20 protein-coding genes are annotated in these 21456 nt (G+C 57.4%); 10 read left to right on the top strand and 10 right to left on the bottom strand.

Annotated features, from left to right (window positions below; translation table 11 throughout):
• Positions 1–49 precede the first annotated feature (49 nt).
• From SynMITS9220_RS04750 to SynMITS9220_RS04740, 3 genes are read left to right on the top strand one after another with little or no spacing between them, the layout of a single operon-like run.
• Positions 50–1858: an ABC transporter ATP-binding protein gene (locus SynMITS9220_RS04750; protein ID WP_186991115.1), complete on the top strand. Its 1809-nt coding sequence runs from the start codon at positions 50–52 to the stop codon at positions 1856–1858.
• Complete coding sequence (locus SynMITS9220_RS04745; protein WP_186991112.1) at positions 1858–3984, top strand: cation:proton antiporter; 2127 nt, start codon at positions 1858–1860, stop codon at positions 3982–3984. The genes SynMITS9220_RS04750 and SynMITS9220_RS04745 overlap by 1 nt, the downstream gene beginning before the upstream one ends.
• Before the next feature lie 56 nt (positions 3985–4040).
• Positions 4041–4943, top strand: coding sequence for an LCP family protein (locus SynMITS9220_RS04740; RefSeq protein WP_186991110.1), 903 nt, complete (start codon positions 4041–4043; stop codon positions 4941–4943).
• Positions 4944–5169: 226 nt separating this feature from the next.
• Here SynMITS9220_RS04740 and SynMITS9220_RS04735 read toward each other — a convergent pair whose 3' ends face one another.
• The gene (locus tag SynMITS9220_RS04735) at positions 5170–5685 is read right to left on the bottom strand and encodes an aromatic acid exporter family protein (protein WP_186991108.1); all 516 of its coding nucleotides are present in this window, start codon (positions 5683–5685) and stop codon (positions 5170–5172) included.
• A 112-nt stretch (positions 5686–5797) separates the two neighbouring features.
• On the bottom strand, positions 5798–6352 hold the full coding sequence (psbP, locus tag SynMITS9220_RS04730) for a photosystem II reaction center PsbP (RefSeq protein WP_067098923.1): 555 nt from the start codon (positions 6350–6352) through the stop codon (positions 5798–5800).
• 117 nt (positions 6353–6469) lie between these two features.
• Between psbP and recR the strand changes: the two genes are divergently transcribed.
• Positions 6470–7039, top strand: coding sequence for a recombination mediator RecR (gene recR, locus SynMITS9220_RS04725; protein WP_304623071.1), 570 nt, complete (start codon positions 6470–6472; stop codon positions 7037–7039).
• A 21-nt stretch (positions 7040–7060) separates the two neighbouring features.
• Positions 7061–8053, top strand: coding sequence for a lipoyl synthase (gene lipA, locus SynMITS9220_RS04720; RefSeq protein ID WP_370594376.1), 993 nt, complete (start codon positions 7061–7063; stop codon positions 8051–8053).
• Here the strand turns inward: lipA and SynMITS9220_RS04715 are convergent.
• Genes SynMITS9220_RS04715 through lysA form a run of 7 tightly spaced genes read right to left on the bottom strand, consistent with a single transcriptional unit; the run spans position 8038 to position 14563 of the window.
• Entirely contained in the window at positions 8038–8532 is a 495-nt protein-coding gene (locus tag SynMITS9220_RS04715; protein WP_186991106.1) for a hypothetical protein, read from the bottom strand. The two genes, lipA and SynMITS9220_RS04715, sit on opposite strands and share 16 nt — an antisense overlap.
• Positions 8532–9536, bottom strand: coding sequence for a DUF952 domain-containing protein (locus tag SynMITS9220_RS04710; protein WP_186991104.1), 1005 nt, complete (start codon positions 9534–9536; stop codon positions 8532–8534). Before SynMITS9220_RS04710 ends, SynMITS9220_RS04715 begins: the two co-directional genes overlap by 1 nt.
• Complete coding sequence (locus SynMITS9220_RS04705) at positions 9533–10513, bottom strand: rhodanese-related sulfurtransferase (RefSeq protein WP_186991102.1); 981 nt, start codon at positions 10511–10513, stop codon at positions 9533–9535. Before SynMITS9220_RS04705 ends, SynMITS9220_RS04710 begins: the two co-directional genes overlap by 4 nt.
• Positions 10510–11520, bottom strand: coding sequence for a biotin synthase BioB (bioB, locus tag SynMITS9220_RS04700; protein ID WP_186991100.1), 1011 nt, complete (start codon positions 11518–11520; stop codon positions 10510–10512). The genes SynMITS9220_RS04705 and bioB overlap by 4 nt, the downstream gene beginning before the upstream one ends.
• A gap of 26 nt (positions 11521–11546) precedes the next feature.
• Positions 11547–12344: an isoprenyl transferase gene (locus SynMITS9220_RS04695; RefSeq protein WP_186991098.1), complete on the bottom strand. Its 798-nt coding sequence runs from the start codon at positions 12342–12344 to the stop codon at positions 11547–11549.
• Positions 12341–13174 (bottom strand): diadenylate cyclase CdaA, encoded by an 834-nt coding sequence (gene cdaA / locus SynMITS9220_RS04690; RefSeq protein WP_186991096.1) that lies wholly within the window; start codon positions 13172–13174, stop codon positions 12341–12343. The genes SynMITS9220_RS04695 and cdaA overlap by 4 nt, the downstream gene beginning before the upstream one ends.
• 27 nt (positions 13175–13201) lie before the next feature.
• A complete protein-coding gene (gene lysA / locus SynMITS9220_RS04685; RefSeq protein WP_186991094.1) occupies positions 13202–14563 on the bottom strand; it encodes a diaminopimelate decarboxylase in 1362 nt (453 codons plus the stop codon).
• 60 nt (positions 14564–14623) lie between these two features.
• Here lysA and SynMITS9220_RS04680 point away from each other — a divergent pair, with 60 nt between their 5' ends.
• The 5 genes from SynMITS9220_RS04680 (at position 14624) to SynMITS9220_RS04660 (ending at position 20531) form a co-directional block, all read left to right on the top strand.
• Positions 14624–15112 carry a GNAT family N-acetyltransferase gene (locus tag SynMITS9220_RS04680; RefSeq protein WP_255483222.1) on the top strand — a complete coding sequence of 163 codons (489 nt, stop codon included), beginning with the start codon at positions 14624–14626 and terminating at the stop codon, positions 15110–15112.
• Positions 15113–15250: 138 nt separating this feature from the next.
• Positions 15251–17839, top strand: a complete 2589-nt coding sequence (locus SynMITS9220_RS04675; RefSeq protein WP_186991092.1) for an ATP-dependent Clp protease ATP-binding subunit — start codon at positions 15251–15253, stop codon at positions 17837–17839.
• A gap of 5 nt (positions 17840–17844) precedes the next feature.
• A complete protein-coding gene (locus SynMITS9220_RS04670; RefSeq protein WP_186991090.1) occupies positions 17845–18969 on the top strand; it encodes an iron-containing alcohol dehydrogenase family protein in 1125 nt (374 codons plus the stop codon).
• Positions 18966–19865 carry an alpha/beta fold hydrolase gene (locus SynMITS9220_RS04665; protein WP_186991088.1) on the top strand — a complete coding sequence of 300 codons (900 nt, stop codon included), beginning with the start codon at positions 18966–18968 and terminating at the stop codon, positions 19863–19865. The genes SynMITS9220_RS04670 and SynMITS9220_RS04665 overlap by 4 nt, the downstream gene beginning before the upstream one ends.
• Positions 19866–19901: 36 nt before the next feature.
• A complete protein-coding gene (locus tag SynMITS9220_RS04660; RefSeq protein WP_186991086.1) occupies positions 19902–20531 on the top strand; it encodes a DUF2993 domain-containing protein in 630 nt (209 codons plus the stop codon).
• Between the two features lie 35 nt (positions 20532–20566).
• Here the strand turns inward: SynMITS9220_RS04660 and SynMITS9220_RS04655 are convergent, their stop codons facing one another.
• Positions 20567–21454, bottom strand: coding sequence for a phosphatidate cytidylyltransferase (locus SynMITS9220_RS04655; RefSeq protein ID WP_255483221.1), 888 nt, complete (start codon positions 21452–21454; stop codon positions 20567–20569).
• Positions 21455–21456 lie beyond the last annotated feature (2 nt).

Below are 21456 nucleotides of genomic sequence, written 5' to 3'. Positions count from 1 at the left end.
GCGACTGCTCAACACAACGCTTGAATAAGACAGTGAGCACGCCGAACGGATGCGCCATTCCAAGCCCCATGCCAGTGAGCAGGCGCCTCTGATTCGTTTGTTTCAGCATCTGCGCCCTTACCGCAGCAGGGTTTGGTGTGCGGCCAGTTGCTCGGTGATCAACAAAATCTTCGATCTGGCACCACCGGTGCTGATCGCGCTCGCTGTGGATGTCGTTGTTCAGGAGGACACGTCATGGCTTGCTCAGCTCGGCGCCACCACGGTGCTCAGTCAGTTGATCGTGCTGGCAGTGCTGTCGTTCCTGGTCTGGACGGCTGAATCCTTTTTTGAATATCTCTATGGCCTGCTCTGGCGCAACCTCGCCCAAAGCGCTCAACACAGCCTGCGTCTTGAGGCCTATGACCATCTCCAGAAACTGGAGATGGACTTCTTCGAACACGACAGCAGCGGACGGCTGCTCACGGTGCTCAACGATGACATCAATCAGCTTGAGCGATTTCTGAACCATGGAGCCAATGAAATCTTGCATCTCATCACCACGGTGCTGCTGGTGGGTGGTTTGATGACGATATTGGCTCCAGGTGTGGCGCTCTTCGCCTTCCTGCCCATCCCAGTCATTCTTTGGGGCTCGCTGAATTTCCAGCGCCGGCTCGCCCCACGCTATGGCGATGTACGCCGCCGAGCAGGAGATATGGCCTCCAGACTCACCAACAACATTGGAGGCATGCTCACCATCAAAAGCTTTGCCCAAGAGAACTGGGAGCTTGAGCAGCTACGCAGGGAAAGTGATGCCTACAGGGAGTGCAACCGCCATGCCATCAGGATCTCTGCCGCTTTCATTCCACTGATCCGTTTCGCCATTCTGTTTGCATTTCTGGCCATTCTGCTTGTCGGGGGGATTCAGGCCAGGAATGGCGTGATCGCAGTTGGTACTTACACCTTTCTTGTCTTCATCACCCAGCGGTTGCTCTGGCCGCTCACCACTCTCGGCCGCACACTGGACGACTACCAACGCTCCATGGCCTCGACGAATCGGGTGCTTGATCTGATCGACACACCAATCCAGATCGCTGGTGGAAGCTGCCGTCTCGCCCCTGAGCAAGTGCGTGGTGACATCCGCTATGAGCTGGTCGATTTTGCCTATCGGAATCGCCCGGCTCTGCTGAACCAATTCAACCTGACCATTCCCGCGGGAAAAACCCTGGGAATTGTCGGAGCCACCGGTTCAGGCAAAAGCTCTCTGGTGAAACTATTGCTGAGGCTTTATCCACTCAGTGGAGGGAGAATTTTCCTGGATGACATCCCCATTGAGCAGCTCAGGCTCGATGATCTCCGGCGTTCAATCGCCCTCGTCAGTCAGGACGTCTACCTTTTTCATGGCAGTGTCGGCGAGAATATCGCCTATGGAGCAGGTAACGCCTCACCAGAGGAAGTGCTCGTCGCCGCCCGAGAGGCCGAAGCGCTCGAGTTCATCCAGGCACTGCCGGAACAGTTCGACACGATCGTGGGCGAGAGAGGGCAACGGCTCTCTGGAGGGCAGCGCCAACGGATCGCATTGGCGAGAGCGATTCTGAAAAACGCTCCTGTATTGATTCTCGATGAAGCAACGGCGGCAGTTGATAACGACACCGAAGCCGCGATCCAGCGTTCACTCATGCGGATTACCGCGAACCGCACCACACTGGTGATTGCTCATCGACTCAGCACAGTTCGACATGCTGATCGCATCGTTGTCATGGATCAGGGTTGCATCGTGGAGGATGGCACCCATGAACAACTGCTGCATCAAGCTGGTGTCTATGCAGATCTCTGGCGCGTTCAGGCCGGACTTCGCCACGATGAAGCCCTGATTCTTTGATGGTCCACCTGCTCGCTGCGGCGTCACCGGGGTTCACATCGCTGTCCCATTTGGCACATCAGCCATTGGGCAGCTTTGCCTTGCTCGTTGCACTTGCAATGCTGGTTCCACCCCTGTTCAGGAGAACGGGTCTTCCCGATCTCGTCGGCCTGCTGCTCGCGGGCGTGCTGATGGGCCCCAGCGCTCTCAATCTTCTGCAGCCAGACGGTGAGACCCTTCAACTCGTCTCTGACATCGGCGCGATCTACCTCCTGTTCATCGTGGGCCTGGAGATTGATCTCGATGAATTCAACCGTGTTCGCAGTCGATCTCTGACCACTGGAATTCTCCATTTTGTCGGTGGCATGACAACCGGGGGAGCCATTGGACTCCTACTCGGCTATCCACTGGTGCCCTGTCTGCTGATCGGGAGCCTGATTGCAACGCATACCCCTTTGGGCTACCCAATCGTGCGCAGTTATGGAGCACAGCGAGATGAAGCTGTTGTGGTCAGCGTTGGCAGCACCATCCTCACCGATATCGCCTCTCTGGTTGTGCTTGCGATCGCCATCGGTCTTGGCAAGCAGTCCTTTTCGCTCATCAATCTGGCCGGCCTGATCGCCAGCGTCTCCATCTTTGCCGTGGCCGTTGTCACGATCATTCGCAAGGTCGGACGCAGGATCTTCCGCGGAAGCATCAACGACGAAAGCAGGATCTTCCTCACCATCCTGCTCATCCTGTTCATCGCTTCGATTGGAGCGGAGCTTGCCGGGGTGGAAAAAATCGTGGGGGCCTTTCTGGCGGGGCTGGCGGTGAACTCCGTTTTACCGGAGGGCAAGTCAAAACAGCAGGTGATTCTGGTTGGTGCGGCTCTGTTCATCCCCATCTTTTTCATTCACCTCGGCCTCCTGCTTGATCTGAACAGCCTCAAAAACTCCATGACCCATTTTGAGCTGCCTGTTCTGATGGTGATCGGAGTGATCAGCTGCAAAGGCGTGGTGAGCCTGATTGCAGGTCGAGCCTTCCGGTACAACGGCAACCAAATGGTGATGATGTGGTCGCTGGCCATGCCACAGGTCGCCGCAACACTGGCCACAGCATTCATTGGCTACGAAGCTGGATTGCTCGACCAAACGGTGCTGAATGCCGTTCTGGCCATGATGGTGGTGACCGCAACCCTCGGACCAATCCTCACCGCACGTTCCGTCAGGCAGCTAGTGGAACCGAAACGAACACGACGCAACGGCGCAGAGCTTGGCGAGCAGGCCTTGTCAGGTGATGACACTCCTCTCGATGTGGTCAGCCGTCCTCTAACCATCGTCGTTCCGATCGCGAATCCTTCCACGGAACAGGGGCTTTTGAGCATTGCGTCTCGGCTGCTAAGTGGCAGTGCCGAAATGCAGGGTCAATTACTCCCCCTGGCGCTGGTCTGTCCCAGTCTTGAAGAAGCGCGGGGGGGATTGAATCGTGCCGTGGCATCTGCCAGGGAACGACTGTCCCAGGCTGCGACTATCGGCAAGCAGCTCAAGGTCAGAACCCGCTGCCTGCTTCGACTGGATGAAGACATTGCAGGCGGAATGAGTCGCAGCGCCCTGGAACAAAGTGCTGATCTGTTGATGATTGGAGCTGGACGACCGGACAAGGTGAGGCGCTGGTTTTTTGGTGACCTCGTGGACGGGGTCTGCCGCAGCGCACACTGCCCCGTTGTTGTGGTCAACCTGGCCGACCGCCCAGTCGAAACCCTTCAACGCATTCTTGTACCCATCAAAGACCTCTCCGCCAGCGCCCGCGAACAGTTTGAGCTTGCCCAACGGCTTCTCGCGGGCCAGTCCAGCGAGCAAGGCCTGATCACGCTTTTGCACATCGTTGATCCTCGACTCAATCGATCTGAACGCATCCGAATCGAACATGAGCTGCGTCGCTGGCAACCCCGGGGCAGCATGGGCGCCGTCATTCAGATTCAGCTCGCGTCCGGACCTGGGGTTGAAACCAAGATCAAACGCAGCAGCCGCGATCACGATCTGGTGATCTTGCGTTCTCAGCGCCGTCAGGTCGCAGGGTTACCCATTCCGGCAAGTGATCGAACCAGCAATCTGGTGTCTCTGATGAATTGCGCTTCGATGGTGATCAGCGAACCCTTGACCTGAACCAAGTCAATCAAGAAATGATTAAGAAATGGAGATTTCGGGCTTAAAGTGCGCCAATGGATGATGCGAGAAAAGTTCGGCCGAAAACTTTAATCCTGTCAGCCATTGCGGGGCTGACAGGGGGTTTTTTGCTGGCGATTCCGCTCAGTCGTTCGCTCATGCCTGAATCTGAGGCTCCTCTTCTGCTGCCCGTCAGCAATCCCTTTTCAGCCTGGTCCGTCTTTGACAACCGCGAGATTCTCGTGCTTGGCATTGATGATGGTGGCGGCAACACCGATGCGATCTTCACGTTGAAAGTGGAAGGAGGACGCACCTCCATCACTCAGATCCCAAGAGATAGCTACATCGATTCCCATAGCTTCGGGCCTGTCAAGGCCAATGCTCTTTACGCCTACGGGGGACATGAAGCGGTCAAGGCTGAGTTATCCAGGCTGATGGGTCGACCGATCGACCATCACATCCTTGTAAACCTCAATGGAATCCGAACACTCAGTGATCTGGTCGGAGGCGTTGAGGTCGATGTCCCGAAACGCCTTTACTACCGCGACAACAGTCAGGGGCTGCTGATTGATCTGCAACCCGGACCTCAGCTGCTCAAAGGTCATGACCTTGAGGGATTCCTGCGCTGGAGACACGATGAGGAAGGAGACTTGGGTCGTCTGGCGCGACAGCAGCTTGTGCTGAAAAGCCTGTTCAGCCGACTGACCCGGCCTGAACATCTTGTGAAACTGCCCGCCCTGATCAAGGAAGCCGGCAACAACCTTGAAACCGATCTCGGTGCCATGGAGCTGGGCGGATTGATTACGGCGATGGGGCTGACGGAACTGGAAACCGAACGTCTTGATGCACGCCCCTTCTATCGGAATGGCATCAGTTATCTCGACACTGAATGGCCTGCGCAACAGAGCGGTGGTGATGCCAGTGAATCAAGCAGCTGGCGCTACCGCTTCCTCTACTGACGTGTATCAGTTTGATTTTCAACTGATAACTGACTGCAATTCATAAAAATCGTGCATCCGCAAATTCTTCGATCTCGATTAAAGCCGAAATGAAATCGTTCCTTTTACTCATTAAGCTTTGCGAGGATTAGGAAGACATTATCTTCTTCCAAAGATTAGGCTCATCAATATCACGAACAGAACTTTTCTCAAAGCATCCATGCCTCAAGGGGATTGATTTCAGGCATTAGTCAGCCAAGGCTTTAGGCCACAAAGAAATCAAGAAGACTGCAACGGCAGAGCCAATGCAAGATTCGCAGAAACGTAACAACGCGTTCAGCGCTGGGTTCAGCGCCGGATTCAGACTTGCAGTCACCATGACCACAAGCACTGTAATAGCCGAAAGCCTCATCCAACTGTTCATATTCAAAGAAGTGCAAATAAGCGATGAAAAGAAAATCGATGCACCCATTCCAACCGCATGAAATGGAAAGAGAGAGAGATAAAGAGCACTAATGGCAGCTCCCAAAGCTGTTCCAATTACCCTCAACCAAGCAGAGTCAGCGGTATCTTTTTTGCTTACCTGAACTACAATGACAGCTGAAATCGCTGACCAGAGGCCTCCTATTTTTGGGAAATAACCTGGGAACAAAGCAGTAAAACGCAGGCCGAGCCAATACGCCAAGAGAGCGACAAGAGCGATCTGAACAGAGATCAAAAGCTCTTTTCGGCTGATTTGGCACCTTCCACTCAATTTGATCATCTTTTAAAAATCAAGGAGAAGATACTGGGCGTTCAAAAAGATTGAAGCCAGTTAGGACTCGTCAGATAGCCACATACTTGAAGAACAAGGAATGAAAGAGAATTGCAGGACCTCAGATCAACAGCGTGAACGAACTGATCACGGATTCGAACAATCCCTGAACCTTCGACCAGCGATCTTCATTGGTGCTGGTCGCCAGGGTGTAAAGGCGACCGCGGTCGACCACCACTGTGGCCAGCTCGTGGCGATCGCGGTCCTCGAGGTGCACGGCATATTCCAGGTCGTAGAAGACATGACCATCGGAATCACGCTCACGGGCTTCAATCAGCTCAGCATTCCGCCCACTGCCATCAGGAGCGATCACCTCACGCCGCAACCGTTCGCCGACGGCCACCGCACTGCCGAGAGTCTCAAGGTCATCATCAGCGTCGACCTCAGAGACCACCAGACTCACCGTCTCATCACTGTGGATCAGGTCGTGAAACACCACAGCGGGCCCACCGGTCACCGCAACCCGCGTCCAGCCGGTGGGGTAAAGGAAGGCATAACGGCCATCGGGACTCTTGAAGGAGTTGAGGCCGGCGCTGGCTCCGCCGCAGGCGCTGAGCATCAGCACACAAAGCAGAACGAGCAGTGACCGGAGTGGTTGACGCAGCAATGAGCCCATTGAAGAACTTGAATTGAAGTTGACCGGATGCCCGCCATTCTGCCCGCACCATCCCCTGCTTAGATTTTCGCCACTTGCCTCAGTGTTCTGAGCGGATTCACCCGACCCCTAGCTCGTCTGATCGACCAGTTCGAGCGACTTCCGGGGATTGGACCCCGCACGGCGCAGCGACTTGCCCTGCATCTGCTCAGGCAACCGGAAGAGCAGATCCGCAGTTTCGCGGATGCCCTGCTGGCCGCACGCACCCAGGTCGGGCAATGCCAGACGTGCTTTCACCTCAGCGCTGATCCCGTCTGTGAAATCTGCCGCAACGAAGAACGTTCCAACGGCCAGATTTGCGTGGTTGCTGATTCACGCGATCTGCTCGCTCTCGAACGAACCCGGGAATTCAGCGGCCGATATCACGTGCTGGGAGGGCTGATCTCTCCCATGGATGGAATCGGGCCCGATCTGCTGCAGATCAGCAGCCTGGTCAAGCGAGTGGCCGCCGACGACGTGGAAGAGGTGATTCTGGCTCTCACCCCCAGCGTGGAAGGCGACACCACAAGCCTCTACGTGGCCAGGTTGCTCAAACCGTTCACAAGGGTCAGCCGGATTGCCTACGGACTCCCGGTGGGCAGTGAACTTGAGTACGCCGACGATGTGACTCTCAGCCGTGCACTTGAGGGTCGACGCGACGTGGACTGATCTGCGCTGCTGACTGCGGCGATGCGATCGATGACGGGTGTGGAGTCGGCCATCAGGTTCTCCCTTTCTGGAAATGGAGCCACCCTGAAAGAAGACCCGTTCATCGGCGTGCGCAAGACCAGCCGCTTTTCCTCCATCCAGCCGCACGAGCGGTTACCAGAGTGGCTGCGTCGCCCCCTGGGAGAGGCCTCTGCGATCGAACGGGTTCAGGGGCTGGTGAAGTCCAATGCCCTTCACACCATCTGCGAGGAAGGGCGCTGCCCGAACAGAGGGGAGTGCTACGCCGCCGGCACCGCCACATTCCTGCTGGGGGGGTCGATCTGCACGCGCAGCTGCGCGTTCTGCCAGGTGGAAAAAGGTCGCGCGCAGGCCGTCAACCCGCTCGAAGCGGAGAAAGTTGCCGATGCCGTGGAAGCCATGGGGCTGCGATACGTCGTGCTCACCGCCGTTGCACGCGATGACCTCGATGACCATGGGGCCTGCCTGTTCACCTCTGCCATGACTGCAATCAGGGCCAGAAATCCCTTGATCGCCATCGAGGTGTTAACTCCGGATTTCTGGGGCGGGCACGCCGACTCACGGCGAGCCGTCACCGCTCAACGTGAGCGGTTGTCGACAGTACTGAAAGCTGCGCCGGTGTGTTTCAACCACAACCTCGAAACCGTCAAACGCCTACAGCGGGAGGTTCGCAGGGGAGCCACCTATGAGCGATCGCTTGGCCTGCTGGCCGCCGCGCGAACACTGGCACCGAAGATTCCAACCAAGAGCGGCCTGATGCTGGGGCTGGGAGAAAGCAGGGATGAAGTCATCGAAACCATGCGCGACCTGCGTGCCGTTGATTGCCAGCGGCTCACCATCGGGCAATACCTGCGCCCATCGCTGGCCCACATTCCTGTCGCCCGCTACTGGCATCCCGATGAATTCGAAGATCTGGGATCCGTTGCTCGCGAGCTCGGCTTCGCTGTGGTGAGGAGTGGGCCTCTAGTGCGCAGCAGCTATCACGCAGCGGACTGACGCCAACGCGTCAGAGCCCTGTCCCGCACCTGATCGCAGTCTCCAAGCATCAGTGCTCCGGCACCGCCCCAGACCATGCGCAGCGGCAGATCCCAGAGAGCGGCCTGCACCTCGCGCACGGATTCAAACCCACGACACCTGAAATAACGCACAAGCCGTTGATGCTGTCGTTCGTCATCACGAATGGCCAGCAGCCTTGCCTGTCGGCAAGGGGTTGCCTCAACCGCCCAGGCCATGGTCCCCGCCCAGATGAGATCACCGCAACCTGCAGGAGCAGCCGGCAGCACGCGCATCGTATCCAGTTGCAATCCACGGGGACCGCTGTAAGCCCAGGCTTTCATCTCACCGAGAAGCTGCAGTCGTTCCGACTGTGAACGAGCCACCACAAGCCGCAGACTCCACAGCCCCAGAGGGCGGCCGACTTGAAGTCTCAGCAGTAGGCCCCGTTGACGGGCCTCCATTTCCAATTGATCCAGCATCACCGCTCCGAATCGAGGTATGGAGCCGCATCGACAACAGCCTCAATCGGCAATGGCCCATAAAGGTGCGGAAACAACTCCCCGCTTGGAATCGCATCGGCACGCAGAGGGGCGGTCAGCAGCGCCGCATCAATCGTGAGCAAGACCACAGACTCCGCATCCGCATAGAAGCGCTCAAAGGTGGCAGCCACCTGTTCACGCCAAGACAGATGAATGAATCCCACCTGGTCAAGTCGCAGTCCTCGGGTGGACATGTCGTACTGACCCGACAGCCTTGCAGCTTTCCAGTCCTCAGCGAGCGCCAGATGAAACAAGGGTTGGTCAGCTGGAACGTCGACAGCATCAGCGGGAAACAGGGGCTGAAGTCCCCCGGGATGCCAGGGATCAGCCCTCTGCATGAGGCGCTCAAAATCAGGATCTTGCAGAAAACGCCTTAACCAACCATGCAGCGGCTGCAGGGATTGATCAGCGTCAAATCCCTCAGGATCAGCAATGCGCCACTGACGCACAAACGGCCACAGTGCGACATCAGCGAGGGAACAGCTGGCATCCACAAGCCAGCCTCCACAGTCAGCGATCTGATCCGACCAACTCCGCAACACCTCCAACCCCTGCTGTTGATGGTCTTGTTTCGACTGCCCCGGATATCGGTCGGTGTATTTGAAACGGTCGAGATGGTGTTTAAAGGTCGTGTCGTTGAGCTCAATCAGCTGCTGGATGCTGTCCTGCGTTTTGCCAGAACGCTGCCGGCGGAGATCGCACGGATCAGCCTGCTTGAGTGCCCAGTGCATCACCGCAAGACTTTCATCGATCACCGTGCCATCAGCGAGAACCAAAACTGGCACCGTTGCTTTTGGAGATGCCTCAAGCATCGGCGCTGGTTTGTCCTTGAGTTCAATTTCCCTCCATTGGACAAGCTGGCCTGCCTGCAACAAAGCCCAGCGTGCGCGCATCGCATAGGGACAGCGACGAAAGCTGTAAAGAACAGGCCGTGCTGCGCTCATCCGTGAGTGTCGGGCCTTGATTGCCAGCCGGAGGATTGCGAGAGGACGCCTTGTCTGAGCTGGCTCTGCCGCATCGCGAAGCGTGCCCTGTCGTCATCGGTAAAACGATCCCTGCACTGCAGACACTGCACCCCGGGGATGTAACTCTCCAGTTGCCTCTGTTCCGGCGTCAGAGGCAGACCGCAGGCATGGCACAAGCTGTGCTGGCCAGGCTCGAGCTGATGGTTGAGGGCGACTCGCTGATCAAACACGAAACACTCACCCTCCCAGCGGCTTTGCTCTTCAGGCACCTGCTCCAGATAGTTGAGAATGCCGCCCTGAAGATGATGAACCTCGGGGAATCCCCGCTGTTGCAGAAAGCTGCTGGCCTTCTCACAACGAATTCCACCGGTACAGAACATGGCGATGCGCGCCGGAGACGTGCGCTCAACCAGAGGGCGGAGATGTTGTTCCACCCAGTCAGGAAAATCCCGGAAACTGTCAGTTGCTGGATCCAGAGAACCCACAAAACTGCCGACTGCCACCTCATAGGCATTGCGGGTGTCGATGACCAGCGTGTCGGGGTCATCCACCAGCGCATTCCAATTGCGAGGGTCCACGTAGGTCCCAACATTGCGGCGGGGATCAGCACAAGGCTGTCCCAGGCTCACAATCTCGCGCTTGCGACGAGCCTTGAAACGACGGAACGCCTGTCGGCTACATCGGCTCCGCTTCACCTGAAGGCGCTCGAAATGGGCATCCCCAAGTGTGATCCTGCTGCGCAAGCACTCCAGGATTGCGGTCACGCCCTGGTCGGGTCCGCTGATCGTGCCATTCACACCTTCTGGTGCCAGCAACACAGAACCAACAACCTGTTCGCGACAGGCCAGTTCAGATAGATCTGTCAGCAACGACTCCAATACAGCAGGTGAAAGCGATGTGAAGGCGTAAAACGCTGCCACAAGAAACGATGGGCTGTCGGCTTGCGCCGCCGTCATGCCACTGCTGTCTCCTGTTCTGGCTGCTGCTCGAGTGCCTCCTGTTCCTGCCAGCTGGCCTGAACCCCGGCAGCTTCCAGCAGAGCCCGGTCGGCATCCACAGCAGGGTTACCCGTTGTCAGCAAGGTATCACCGTAAAAAATCGAATCCGCACCGGCTTGAAGGCAGAGGATCTGAGCTTCCCGATTGAGTTCTTCTCGACCAGCGCTCAGTCGCACACGGCTGAACGGCATCAGGATTCTGGCAACGGCCACCATCCGGACCAACTCAAGCGGATCAACGGTGGGCAAACCTTCCAGGGGTGTTCCCTCGACAGCCACCAAACCATTGATCGGGACACTTTCCGGGTGTGGGTCAATGCAGGCCAGAACCCGCAGCATCGAGGCACGGTCGCGAAGCGTTTCGCCCATGCCTATGATTCCACCGCAGCAGAGCGTCACTCCGGCACGACGCACGCGTTGCAGTGTTTCCAGCCTCTCCTCATAGGTTCGGGTGGTGATGATCCGGTCGTAATGCTCCGGACTGGTGTCGAGGTTGTGGTTGTAGGCCGTGAGTCCTGCTTCGGCCAGACGCTCCGCCTGCGTATCAGTGAGCATTCCTGCAGTGACACAGGCTTCAAGACCCAGCTCACGCACCCCTCGAACCATCCTCAGCATCGACTCAAAGGCAGGTCCTTCACGGATCTCCCTCCACGCCCAGCCCATGCAAAAGCGATCGGCACCGGCAGCGGCCGCTGCACGTGCCCTGTCCAGGACCGCCTTCACCTCCAGGTCGGCCTGACCACCCACATCACTGCTGTTGTACATCGACTGGGAGCAGTAGGCACAGTCCTCCTCGCAACCACCGGTCTTGACGCTCAACAAAGACGCCAGCTGAACCCGGTACCCAGGATTGGCCGCCCGGTGCACGCTTTGGGCGCGCCAGAGCAAATCCATCAGAGGTAGGTCAAGCAGGGCTTGGATCTCCTCAAGCGTCCAGTCGTGGCGTAGGTCCACCGTGTCCGTCATTGAACCAGCCACCATTGCTGCTGCACTCAGGATCCCAGAGCGTGGGGCTCCATGGACTGAAGCCCACCAAAACGTCGCTGACGGCTCTGGTAATCCTTCAGTGCGAGCTGGAGAGCCTCAGCATCGAAATCCGGCCAGCAAAGATCGGTGACATGAATCTCGGCATAGGCCAGCTGCCAAAGCAGGAAATTGCTGATCCGCCGCTCGCCACTGGTCCGAATCAGCAGATCCGGATCAGGCTCGCCCGCCGTGAACAACTCTGCGGCCAGGGCATTTTCATCGATTTGCGATGGCTCCAGCTCTCCACGAGCAACGCGCTCCGCCAGACGCTGACTGGCACGCACCAACTCACGACGACCTCCGTAATTGGTGCAGACGTTGAAGTGAATGCCGCTGTTTCCGGATGTCCGCTGCGTGGCTTCAGCGATCAGTGCCTGGAGCTTGACCGGCAATGCGTCCAGGTCTCCAAGGAAGCGAATTCGCACCTGTTCCTGCTCAAGCGCCTGCAGTTCTCTCTGCAGAACGCTTTCAAACAGAGTCATCAAAAAATTCACCTCGTCCCCTGGCCGAGACCAGTTCTCGGTGGAGAAGGCATAGGCGGTGAGTGCTTCAACCCCCCAGTCGCTGCAATGCCGGAGGGTGGATTTGAGCGCCTCGACACCGGCTCTATGGCCCATGACCCGTGGCAGGCCACGAGCTTTGGCCCAGCGTCCGTTGCCGTCCATGATCACGGCGATATGGCCAGGCATCCTGCGTGGATCCAGTGCTTCAGGACAGCACCGCGGTGCAGCTTGATCAGTACTGACGGCCAGTCGTTGGCTCAAGGCAAGGAATCCTGAGTGCCTGAGCTCACGCTACGCGGAGATGGTGATTTCACAGGCGCGGTCGACACAGACGCGGCAATCAACTCGGTGAGCAGATCCTGCAAGCGTGAACTGGTGATCGGACGTTCAAGGCGTCCCTGGTTGGCCAGTGAGAGGGTTCCGGTCTCCTCGGAAATCACCACGCAGATGCAGCGATCAAAGCGTTCAGTGATCCCCAGAGCGGCCAGATGACGGGTGCCGTAGCGACTGATGCCCTGCCGTGACAACGGCAGAATCACCCCCGCGGAGATGATGCGGCTGCCCTTAATCACGACGGCACCGTCGTGAAGAGGCGTATCGGAAGCGAACAAATTCAGCAGCAGTTCGCTGCTCAGCTGGGCATCAATGGTGATGCCCGGATTGAGGAAGTCTTCCGGTCTCAGATCACTGCCGAGATCGACAACGATCAGGGCTCCACGACGACTCTTGGAGAGACGGCCTGCCGCGTCAGTGAGCTGAGCAACAGTGCTGGCAGTCGCCCTCATTTTGCTTTGGGGATTCCCCAGCAACACAGCAAGACGGCCCGTGCCGAGCAGTTCCATCAACCGACGCAACTCTCCTTGCCAAAGGATGGCCAGCGACAGTGAGCAGGCCAGAACCAACGCATCTATCAGCGTTGAGGTGAGCGGAAGATTGAAAAAGCGCTTGACGAACCAAGCAAGCGCCACAAGTAAGAGGTATCCACGCAACAGCCAGAGCGTGCGTTGCTCATTGACCCTGGTGAAGAGCAGAAAGCCGAGGAGAGAAGCGCAGAGAACGTCGAGAAGAAGGCGCAGTTGCAACACCTCCAACACCTTCTCCTTCGCCCTTTGGTGTCTTCAGTTTACAGAGCGCAACCGTTCAGGCATCAGGTCGTAACGCAGCAGATCTTCCGGCTGCTCTCGACGCTGAACCAGCTCAGCATCTCCTGCATGCACCAGCACCGCAGCTGGTCTTGGAATGCGGTTGTAGTTGGAACTCATCGACGCGTTGTAGGCCCCGGTGGCAAAGACCGCCAGGATTTCACCGCTGCTGCAGCTGGGGAAGGAAAGATCCTTGAGTAGCACATCTCCCGACTCACAATGTTTGCCCGCGAGAGTCACGGTCTCTTCAGCGTCTGCAAGAGGGCGGTCCGCCAGACAAGTGGTGTAAAGGGATTGATAGGTGATTGGCCTCGGGTTGTCGCTCATACCCCCATCAACAGAGAGATAAGTACGGATCCCCGGTACCACCTTGCGGGAGCCGACGGTGTAAACAGTCACACCTGAAGTCGCAACCAGCGATCGCCCTGGCTCGCACAGCAAACGCGGCAACGCAAGATCTCGCTCTCTGCAGGCCGCCACGACGGCTTCAGCCACCACTTTCACCCAGGCATCGATCGACGGCGGATCGTCACTTTCCACGTAACGGATTCCCAGGCCACCACCAACATTGAGATCCCGAACGGGATGGCCGAGCTCAAGGGCCAAACGCAGGGCATCCGCCATGACAGCAGCCAGGTCGCGGTGGGGCTCGAGCTCGAAAATCTGTGAACCAATATGGGCATGCAGGCCTTCAACCCTCGCCCAGGAACATCCCTGAAGCTTGCGGAGCACGGGCTCGAGCTGATCAGGATCAAAGCCGAATTTGCTGTCGAGGTGGCCGGTGCGGATGTACTCGTGGGTATGGCACTCAATGCCAGGGGTGAAGCGAAGCATGAGCCGTACAGGCCGCCCTCCTTCCGGAACAATCGTCTGCAGGCAATCCAGGTCGTGCTGGTTGTCCGCAACCACCATCACGTCGTGGCGATAGGCCAACTCAAGCTCTTCGACCGACTTGTTATTGCCATGCAGCACCATCCGTTCAGCAGGCATGCCGCCGTCGAGCGCCGTCATCAATTCACCCGCCGAGACGGCATCAAGCCCCAGACCCTCCGACGCCACAAGAGCCGTCAGAGCCATTGAACTGTTGGCCTTCGAGGCATAGATCGCCAGTGAGGGACCTGGATAATGACGCTTCAGGGCATCGCGATAGGCCTGACAGGCCTTGCGGATGCTGGCTTCATCCAGCACATATAAAGGTGTTCCATAACGCTCGGCCAGCTCGCTGAGAACACAACCACCAACGGCAAGACGTCCCTGATCGTCAAGTTCTGCGGTGATCGGCGCGAGATTGCGATTCGGGCTGTTCAGGTCACACCCTGATTCGTAGGGCTGTGGCATGGAGCGTCGAGGCGGTCGGACAGGCAATGTAAGGAGGCGCGTCGCCCAGGCAGTGCTGTTTTGGTTGGTGAAGTGGTGATCACGCCACGCAGACTGGGGCCGGACGACCTCAGCGGCTGCCTTCAGCTTGACCGGATTGCTTTGAGGGGGCTCTGGACAAAACAGCAGTGGGAGAGGGAGCTTTCAGACAACAGCAGACTGGTGATGGGCATCGACGCAGAGGATCACAGTCTGATCGCCCTGGCCTCGGCATGGTTGGTGGTCGATGAACTGCAGATCACAGCAGTCGCAGTGGATCCGACTCACCAGCGCTGTGGATTCGGCGCGAGGGTGCTGCAGGCGGTGATGGAACGGGCCACAGCCCTCGGAGCGATATCAGCAACCCTTGAGGTGGCATCAACGAATGCGGTAGCGCGAGCGTTTTACGCCCAGTGCGGATTTTCAACCACTGGTTGCAGAAGCAGTTACTACTCCAACGGCGACGATGCCCTGTTGCAGTCGCGATCAATCAGAAGGGGTAGGGATTTCCGCACTGATCAAACTGAATAAAGGAACACATTTCGGCATTGATTAATACTTTCTGGGGCAATCAACCCGCAGCAACACTGGGATGTGCCTTTGGATCATCGATCCACAACTACCCGTTCAGCCCTGATAGGTTGGGTTGAACAGCTGTCGGCCTGAACAATGTTCGAGAGGTTTACCGAGAAGGCCATCAAGGTGATCATGCTTGCCCAGGAAGAGGCAAGACGACTGGGTCACAATTTCGTTGGTACCGAGCAGATCCTGCTCGGGCTGATCGGTGAGGGAACTGGGGTCGCAGCCAAAGTGCTCAAGTCCATGGGGGTGAATCTCAAGGATGCCCGTGTAGAAGTTGAAAAAATCATCGGGCGTGGCTCCGGTTTCGTCGCAGTCGAGATTCCGTTCACACCCAGAGCCAAACGTGTGCTCGAGCTCTCTCTCGAGGAAGCGCGCCAGCTCGGTCACAACTACATCGGTACTGAGCATCTGCTGTTAGGGCTGATCCGTGAAGGTGAGGGTGTTGCAGCGCGTGTCCTCGAAAATCTCGGGGTTGACCTTGCCAAGGTCCGCACCCAAGTCATTCGGATGCTGGGCGAAACGGCTGAGGTGGGTGCTGGAGGCGGCGGTGGTTCCGGTGCCAAGGGATCCACCAAAACACCCACACTCGATGAATTCGGCAGCAACCTCACCCAGCTGGCCAGCGAAGCCAAGCTCGATCCGGTGGTTGGACGCCACAACGAAATTGACCGAGTCATTCAGATCCTTGGTCGGCGCACCAAAAACAACCCTGTGTTGATCGGTGAGCCAGGGGTCGGCAAAACCGCCATCGCCGAAGGTTTGGCTCAGCGCATCCAGCAGGGTGATATTCCCGACATCCTTGAAGACAAGCGTGTTCTAACCCTTGATATTGGTCTACTGGTCGCTGGCACCAAGTACCGGGGCGAATTTGAGGAGCGCCTCAAAAAAATCATGGAGGAGATCAAGGGTGCGGGCAACGTGATCCTTGTGATCGACGAGGTGCACACCCTGATCGGTGCTGGTGCGGCAGAGGGTGCCATTGATGCTGCCAACATCCTCAAACCTGCTCTCGCCCGAGGTGAGCTTCAGTGCATCGGAGCCACCACACTGGATGAGTACCGCAAGCACATTGAGCGGGATGCTGCTCTGGAGCGACGTTTCCAGCCCGTCAACGTTGGTGAACCGTCGATCGAAGACACCATCGAAATCCTGCGTGGTCTGCGTGAGCGCTACGAACAACATCACCGTCTGCGCATCACCGATGAGGCCCTTGAAGCAGCGGCCACCCTCGGCGATCGTTACATCTCCGATCGCTTTCTGCCTGACAAGGCCATCGATTTGATCGATGAAGCCGGCAGTCGCGTGCGTCTGCTGAATTCCAAGCTTCCACCTGAAGCCAAGGAAGTCGATAAAGAGCTGCGCACAGTGCAGAAAGACAAGGAAGATGCCGTTCGCGAGCAAGATTTTGCTCGTGCCGGAGAGCTGAGGGACAAGGAAGTTGAACTTCGCGAAAAAATCCGCACCCTTCTGCAGAGCAGTCGCCAAGACACTCCCAGCGAAGCTTCGGAAACCACCGAAACAGTCGAACCTTCTACTGAGTCCACGACTGGAAGTTCCGAACAATCATCCTTCCAGGGTGTAGTGGCCGAAACAACGACCCCGGTCGTGAGCGAGGAGGACATCGCCCAGATTGTGGCCTCGTGGACGGGTGTACCAGTGCAGAAACTCACTGAAAGTGAGTCCGTCAAGCTGCTCAATATGGAAGAGACGCTCCACAAGCGTCTGATTGGTCAGGACGAAGCTGTGAAAGCGGTTTCGAAAGCGATTCGACGGGCGCGTGTTGGCCTTAAAAACCCAAATCGCCCGATTGCCAGCTTCATTTTCTCCGGCCCGACCGGTGTGGGTAAGACTGAACTCACAAAAGCCTTAGCTGCCTACTTCTTCGGCAGTGAAGACGCCATGATCCGACTTGACATGTCGGAATTCATGGAGAGGCACACGGTCAGCAAACTGATCGGTTCACCTCCTGGCTATGTGGGTTTCAATGAGGGTGGACAGCTGACCGAAGCGGTCCGCCGCCGTCCTTACACGGTTGTTCTGTTCGATGAGATTGAGAAAGCGCATCCTGATGTGTTCAATCTTCTTTTGCAGTTGCTGGAAGATGGACGCCTCACCGATTCCAAGGGCCGAACTGTCGACTTCAAGAACACTCTGATCATCATGACCTCGAACATTGGTTCGAAAGTGATTGAGAAAGGTGGCGGTGGTCTTGGCTTCGAATTCTCTGGCGATGAAAACGCCGAGGAGAATCAGTACAACCGCATTAAGTCGCTCGTCAATGAAGAGCTTAAGCAGTATTTCCGTCCTGAATTCCTCAATCGCCTTGATGAAATCATCGTCTTCAGGCAACTGAATCGCGAAGAGGTCAAGGAGATTGCAGAAATCATGTTGCGGGAGGTCTTCAACCGCATCGGCGAAAAAGGCATCACCTTGTCCGTGTCCAATGCCTTTAAAGAGCGTCTCGTTGAAGAGGGTTACAACCCTGCTTATGGCGCCCGTCCCTTGCGTCGAGCTGTGATGCGTTTACTTGAAGACAGCCTTGCCGAAGAGGTCCTTTCAGGTCGCATCAAAGATGGCGATTCAGCGGAAGTGGATGTGGAAGATGGCAAAGTGGTGGTCAAGCATCTATCCGCTGTACCCAGCGAAACCCCTGCGCTCGCTGGTGCCGGTCTCTGACCTGGATGATCCAAACAGACTCCAGCAACAGTCCAATCTCAGTTCATTCCATCGCTCCCGCCCAGGTCATTCGTGGGTCGGGAGCCTGGATTGAAGCTCAGAAGCCAATTTCAAAGCTCTGTCGTAATCCATTGCTGCTTGGCAGGAGTGAGTCCACGCAGGCGATTCGGTCCAAGCTTTGTCGTGAGCTGAATCAAAGCGGTCTGAGAGTGTTCCAGCAGAATCTCGAGCACGATTGCTGTGAGCTTGATCTTCAGAGGCTCCAGAACGATTTTGTTCGACAGTCGTGCGATGGAGTGATCGCTGCAGGGGGTGGCAAGGTTCTCGACAGTGGAAAATTGCTGGCCGACAGACTCGAAGTCCCTTGTGTCACGGTTCCACTGAGCGCGGCAACCTGTGCCGGGTGGACTGCCCTCTCGAATCTGTACAGCCCTGATGGAGCTTTTGATCGTGATCAAAGCCTCAGGCATTGCCCTGATCTGCTGGTTTTCGATCATGAGCTGCTGATAAAGGCACCGACACGCACCCTGGCCAGTGGGATCGCCGACGCGCTGGCCAAGTGGTACGAAGCCTCCGTGAGCAGCGGATCGAGCCAAGACGGAGTCATTCAGCAAGCTGTGCAAATGGCCCGAGTTCTGCGAGACCAGCTGCTAATCGACAGCATCGAGGCCATCCAAGAACCTGGCTGCGAGGCTTGGAAGCGGGTTGTGGATGCCTGCGGACTCACTGCAGGAGTGATTGGCGGTCTTGGTGGAGCTCGCTGTCGAACCGTCGCCGCTCACGCAGTTCATAACGGTCTCACTCAGCTCGAAGCGTGCCATTCCGTTCTCCATGGCGAGAAGGTGGGCTTTGGCGTACTCGTTCAGTTGCGCCTCGAGGAGCGTCTCGGCGGCAATCGTTTAGCGGCGCAAGCCCATCGCCAGCTCTTGCCTCTGCTGCGAGAACTGGGTTTGCCCGTCTGCCTTGATGACCTGGGGCTGGGTCAAGCCAGCCTCAATCAATTGCAGCAGGTCTGCCAGTTCGCCTGTCGAGACGGATCTGATCTACATCATCTTCCTTTCGAAGTCACTCCAGGCGCACTGATGGAAGCCCTTGTGGGAGCTGCTGAAACAAGCGCAGTTTTGCCTTGAAAGATCTGCTGGATTCGATCAAAGGCGAACTGTTGGACCCCAAGGCCAGCAACCTGGCGGAGCATCTCGAGTGGTGGGAGCTGCCAGAACTCAAGATTGACGCACCATTTCCTGTTGCTGTGGTGGGGCAGGGTCCCCCTTTGTTGTTGCTGCACGGGTTCGACAGCAGTTTCTTGGAATATCGGCGCCTGGCCCCACTGCTGAGGCAACACTTTCAACTGTTCATTCCTGACCTGTTCGGCTTTGGCTTCTCACCGCGTCCCCTCGATGCGATCTACGGTCCCGAACAAGTGCTCAGTCATCTGGATGCCGTGCTCGAGCACATCCCCAAGGCAGCTCCATGCGGCTTGATCGGAGCTTCGATGGGAGGGTCCGTTGGCGTGGAAATGGCACGCCGTCACCCGCATCAGATCAAGTCCTTGATGCTGCTTGCCCCAGCAGGACTCACTGGCAAACCGATGCCAGTCCCCCCTCTGCTGGATCGCTTCGGCGCCTGGTTCCTCAGTCGCCCAGGAGTGCGTCGAGGCCTTTGCCGCCAGGCCTTTGCCGATCCAGACGCCAACGTGGGTGCCGCGGAAGAACAGATCGCTTCACTGCATCTGCAGTGCCCCGGTTGGGCAGAGGCACTCGCAGCGTTTGCCCGCAGCGGAGGATTTTCAGGTTGCGGCACACCGCTTCCCGACCAGCCTCTGCACGTGATTTGGGGAGACAACGACAGGATCCTCAGGGCTCCACAAAAGAAAGCGGCGGCTCTGATCCTCAACGACAGGATTGAGCAGTTCGAGGATTGCGGACATCTTCCGCACATCGATCAGCCCGATCGAGTGGCCGAACGCTGTCTCAACTGGTTCCAATCCACGCTGTTGACCAGCCATCCCTCGGACCTCATCGGATGATGAGGTTCTGATCCGCCATCGTGGTGCTCAGCTTCCATGCCCCAGACCAGCTCAGGCCCCGTTCTCCAGCTCCTGGCCAGCGGTCTTCAACGCTGGATTCGCAACCAGTGCGACTCTGTTGAGGAGTTGAATTTGGCCCTTCAGGGTTCAGCGATTGAGCTGCTGAGAGGTCGGCTAAAAGGTGTCTCGCTCGAGGCTCGCAGAGTGAGTTTTGAACAACTGCCACTGCTGCGCGCCGAATTGCAATCCGACGAACTGAAAACAATATTCCGCCCTGGTCAACCCAACCAGCCACTGCAACTCAAGGACCCTTTCAGCATCGAGGGGGAGGTGGTGCTGAGCGGAACTGATCTCAACAAGGCTCTGGCGACTGATCGCTGGAGATGGTTAGCGGATCTACTGGCGGAACAGCTGATGGGCCTAACACCGCTGCGCTCACTGGCGATCGACAACGATCGATTGGTGCTCACCGCGGAGGTGATCACAGGCAAAGACCCAGTGCAACGAAGCTTCTTCCTCTGCGCGGATCGGGGCACGATCAGAGTGAACCACTGCGATGCGGAAGCAGAATTGTTGCTGCCCATGGATCCTTCCATCAAGATCATCGATGCAAGGCTGCAGGGCGGTCAGTTGGTGATCAAAGGCAACGCCACAGTTCATCCCTGAACAGTTCATCCCTGAACAGTTCATCCCTGAAACGTTCAACCTGGAGCCATCACGGGCATCACCAGGGTCACCACGTAAAACACCACCGCTGGTGTGAACAAATAGCTGTCGATCCGATCCAGAATTCCGCCATGGCCCGGGAGGGCATCCCCGGAATCCTTCACGCCGGCATCACGCTTCATCATCGATTCGGTGAGATCACCCACCAGAGCAAACAGGGCGACGAGCGCACCCAGACAACCGCCGGCGAGAGGTCCGTAGGGCCACTCCAGCAGTGCACCGCCAAGCGCACCGATCAGCACCGCAGAGACCAGTCCTCCATACGCCCCTTCAATCGTTTTGCCTGGGGAAATTGGAGAGAGAGGGTGGTGACCAAAGCGCCGACCGATGACGTAAGAGCCGATATCACTCGCGACCACCATCAGGCAGGCCATCAACGTGATCAGCAGACCGGAGCTGATCCAGGTCCAGGACATGTAATCCACCAGGGGGGCGATATCTACAGCCTCAAGGTTGCGAAGCCGCAACCAGTGACTGGGCAGAAACCCCAGATAGAACAGTCCAAAGATCGACGCGGCGATGTCCGCAATCGAACCGGTAATCGGCTGCAGCAGCAACCAGCCACAGATGGCAGCTCCAGAGAGCGGCAAAACCGCATCAGCGAGAGAAGATGCGATGCCTCCGTTCACAGACCACTGAGTGCTGATCAGCAGTAATTGGCAGGCCACAAGTGTGGTTTTTGTGGCTGGACGCATGCCTTTGAACTGGGCCATGCGGAAGAACTCCAGCAAACCCAGATGCACGATCACCCCCAGGGCGATCGTGAACCACCAACCACCCAGACCCACCACCACCAAACCAAACAGACCCACCAGCACCCCGCTGACCAGGCGTTTGTGATCGGCGGCTCGCCTCTTGCTCACGG

Source organism: Synechococcus sp. MIT S9220 (assembly GCF_014304815.1).
GTDB lineage: Bacteria > Cyanobacteriota > Cyanobacteriia > PCC-6307 > Cyanobiaceae > Synechococcus_C.
The sequence above is the reverse complement of the archived record's forward strand: the minus strand, read 5'-3'. Positions and strand labels throughout refer to the sequence as shown.

Excerpts from the sequence above, each read along its gene's own strand:
- lysA (WP_186991094.1), bottom strand. The coding sequence starts at position 14,563 with ATGCCACAGCCCTACGAATCAGGGTGTGACCTGAACAGCCCGAATCGC.
- SynMITS9220_RS04705 (WP_186991102.1), bottom strand. The coding sequence starts at position 10,513 with ATGACGGCGGCGCAAGCCGACAGCCCATCGTTTCTTGTGGCAGCGTTT.
- SynMITS9220_RS04710 (WP_186991104.1), bottom strand. The coding sequence starts at position 9,536 with ATGAGCGCAGCACGGCCTGTTCTTTACAGCTTTCGTCGCTGTCCCTAT.
- SynMITS9220_RS04670 (WP_186991090.1), top strand. The coding sequence starts at position 17,845 with ATGATCCAAACAGACTCCAGCAACAGTCCAATCTCAGTTCATTCCATC.
- psbP (WP_067098923.1), bottom strand. The coding sequence starts at position 6,352 with ATGGGCTCATTGCTGCGTCAACCACTCCGGTCACTGCTCGTTCTGCTT.
- bioB (WP_186991100.1), bottom strand. The coding sequence starts at position 11,520 with ATGACGGACACGGTGGACCTACGCCACGACTGGACGCTTGAGGAGATC.
- SynMITS9220_RS04740 (WP_186991110.1), top strand. The coding sequence starts at position 4,041 with ATGGATGATGCGAGAAAAGTTCGGCCGAAAACTTTAATCCTGTCAGCC.
- SynMITS9220_RS04745 (WP_186991112.1), top strand. The coding sequence starts at position 1,858 with ATGGTCCACCTGCTCGCTGCGGCGTCACCGGGGTTCACATCGCTGTCC.
- SynMITS9220_RS04750 (WP_186991115.1), top strand. The coding sequence starts at position 50 with ATGCGCCATTCCAAGCCCCATGCCAGTGAGCAGGCGCCTCTGATTCGT.
- SynMITS9220_RS04735 (WP_186991108.1), bottom strand. The coding sequence starts at position 5,685 with ATGATCAAATTGAGTGGAAGGTGCCAAATCAGCCGAAAAGAGCTTTTG.
- SynMITS9220_RS04675 (WP_186991092.1), top strand. The coding sequence starts at position 15,251 with ATGTTCGAGAGGTTTACCGAGAAGGCCATCAAGGTGATCATGCTTGCC.
- SynMITS9220_RS04715 (WP_186991106.1), bottom strand. The coding sequence starts at position 8,532 with ATGCTGGATCAATTGGAAATGGAGGCCCGTCAACGGGGCCTACTGCTG.
- lipA (WP_370594376.1), top strand. The coding sequence starts at position 7,061 with ATGCGATCGATGACGGGTGTGGAGTCGGCCATCAGGTTCTCCCTTTCT.
- SynMITS9220_RS04660 (WP_186991086.1), top strand. The coding sequence starts at position 19,902 with ATGCCCCAGACCAGCTCAGGCCCCGTTCTCCAGCTCCTGGCCAGCGGT.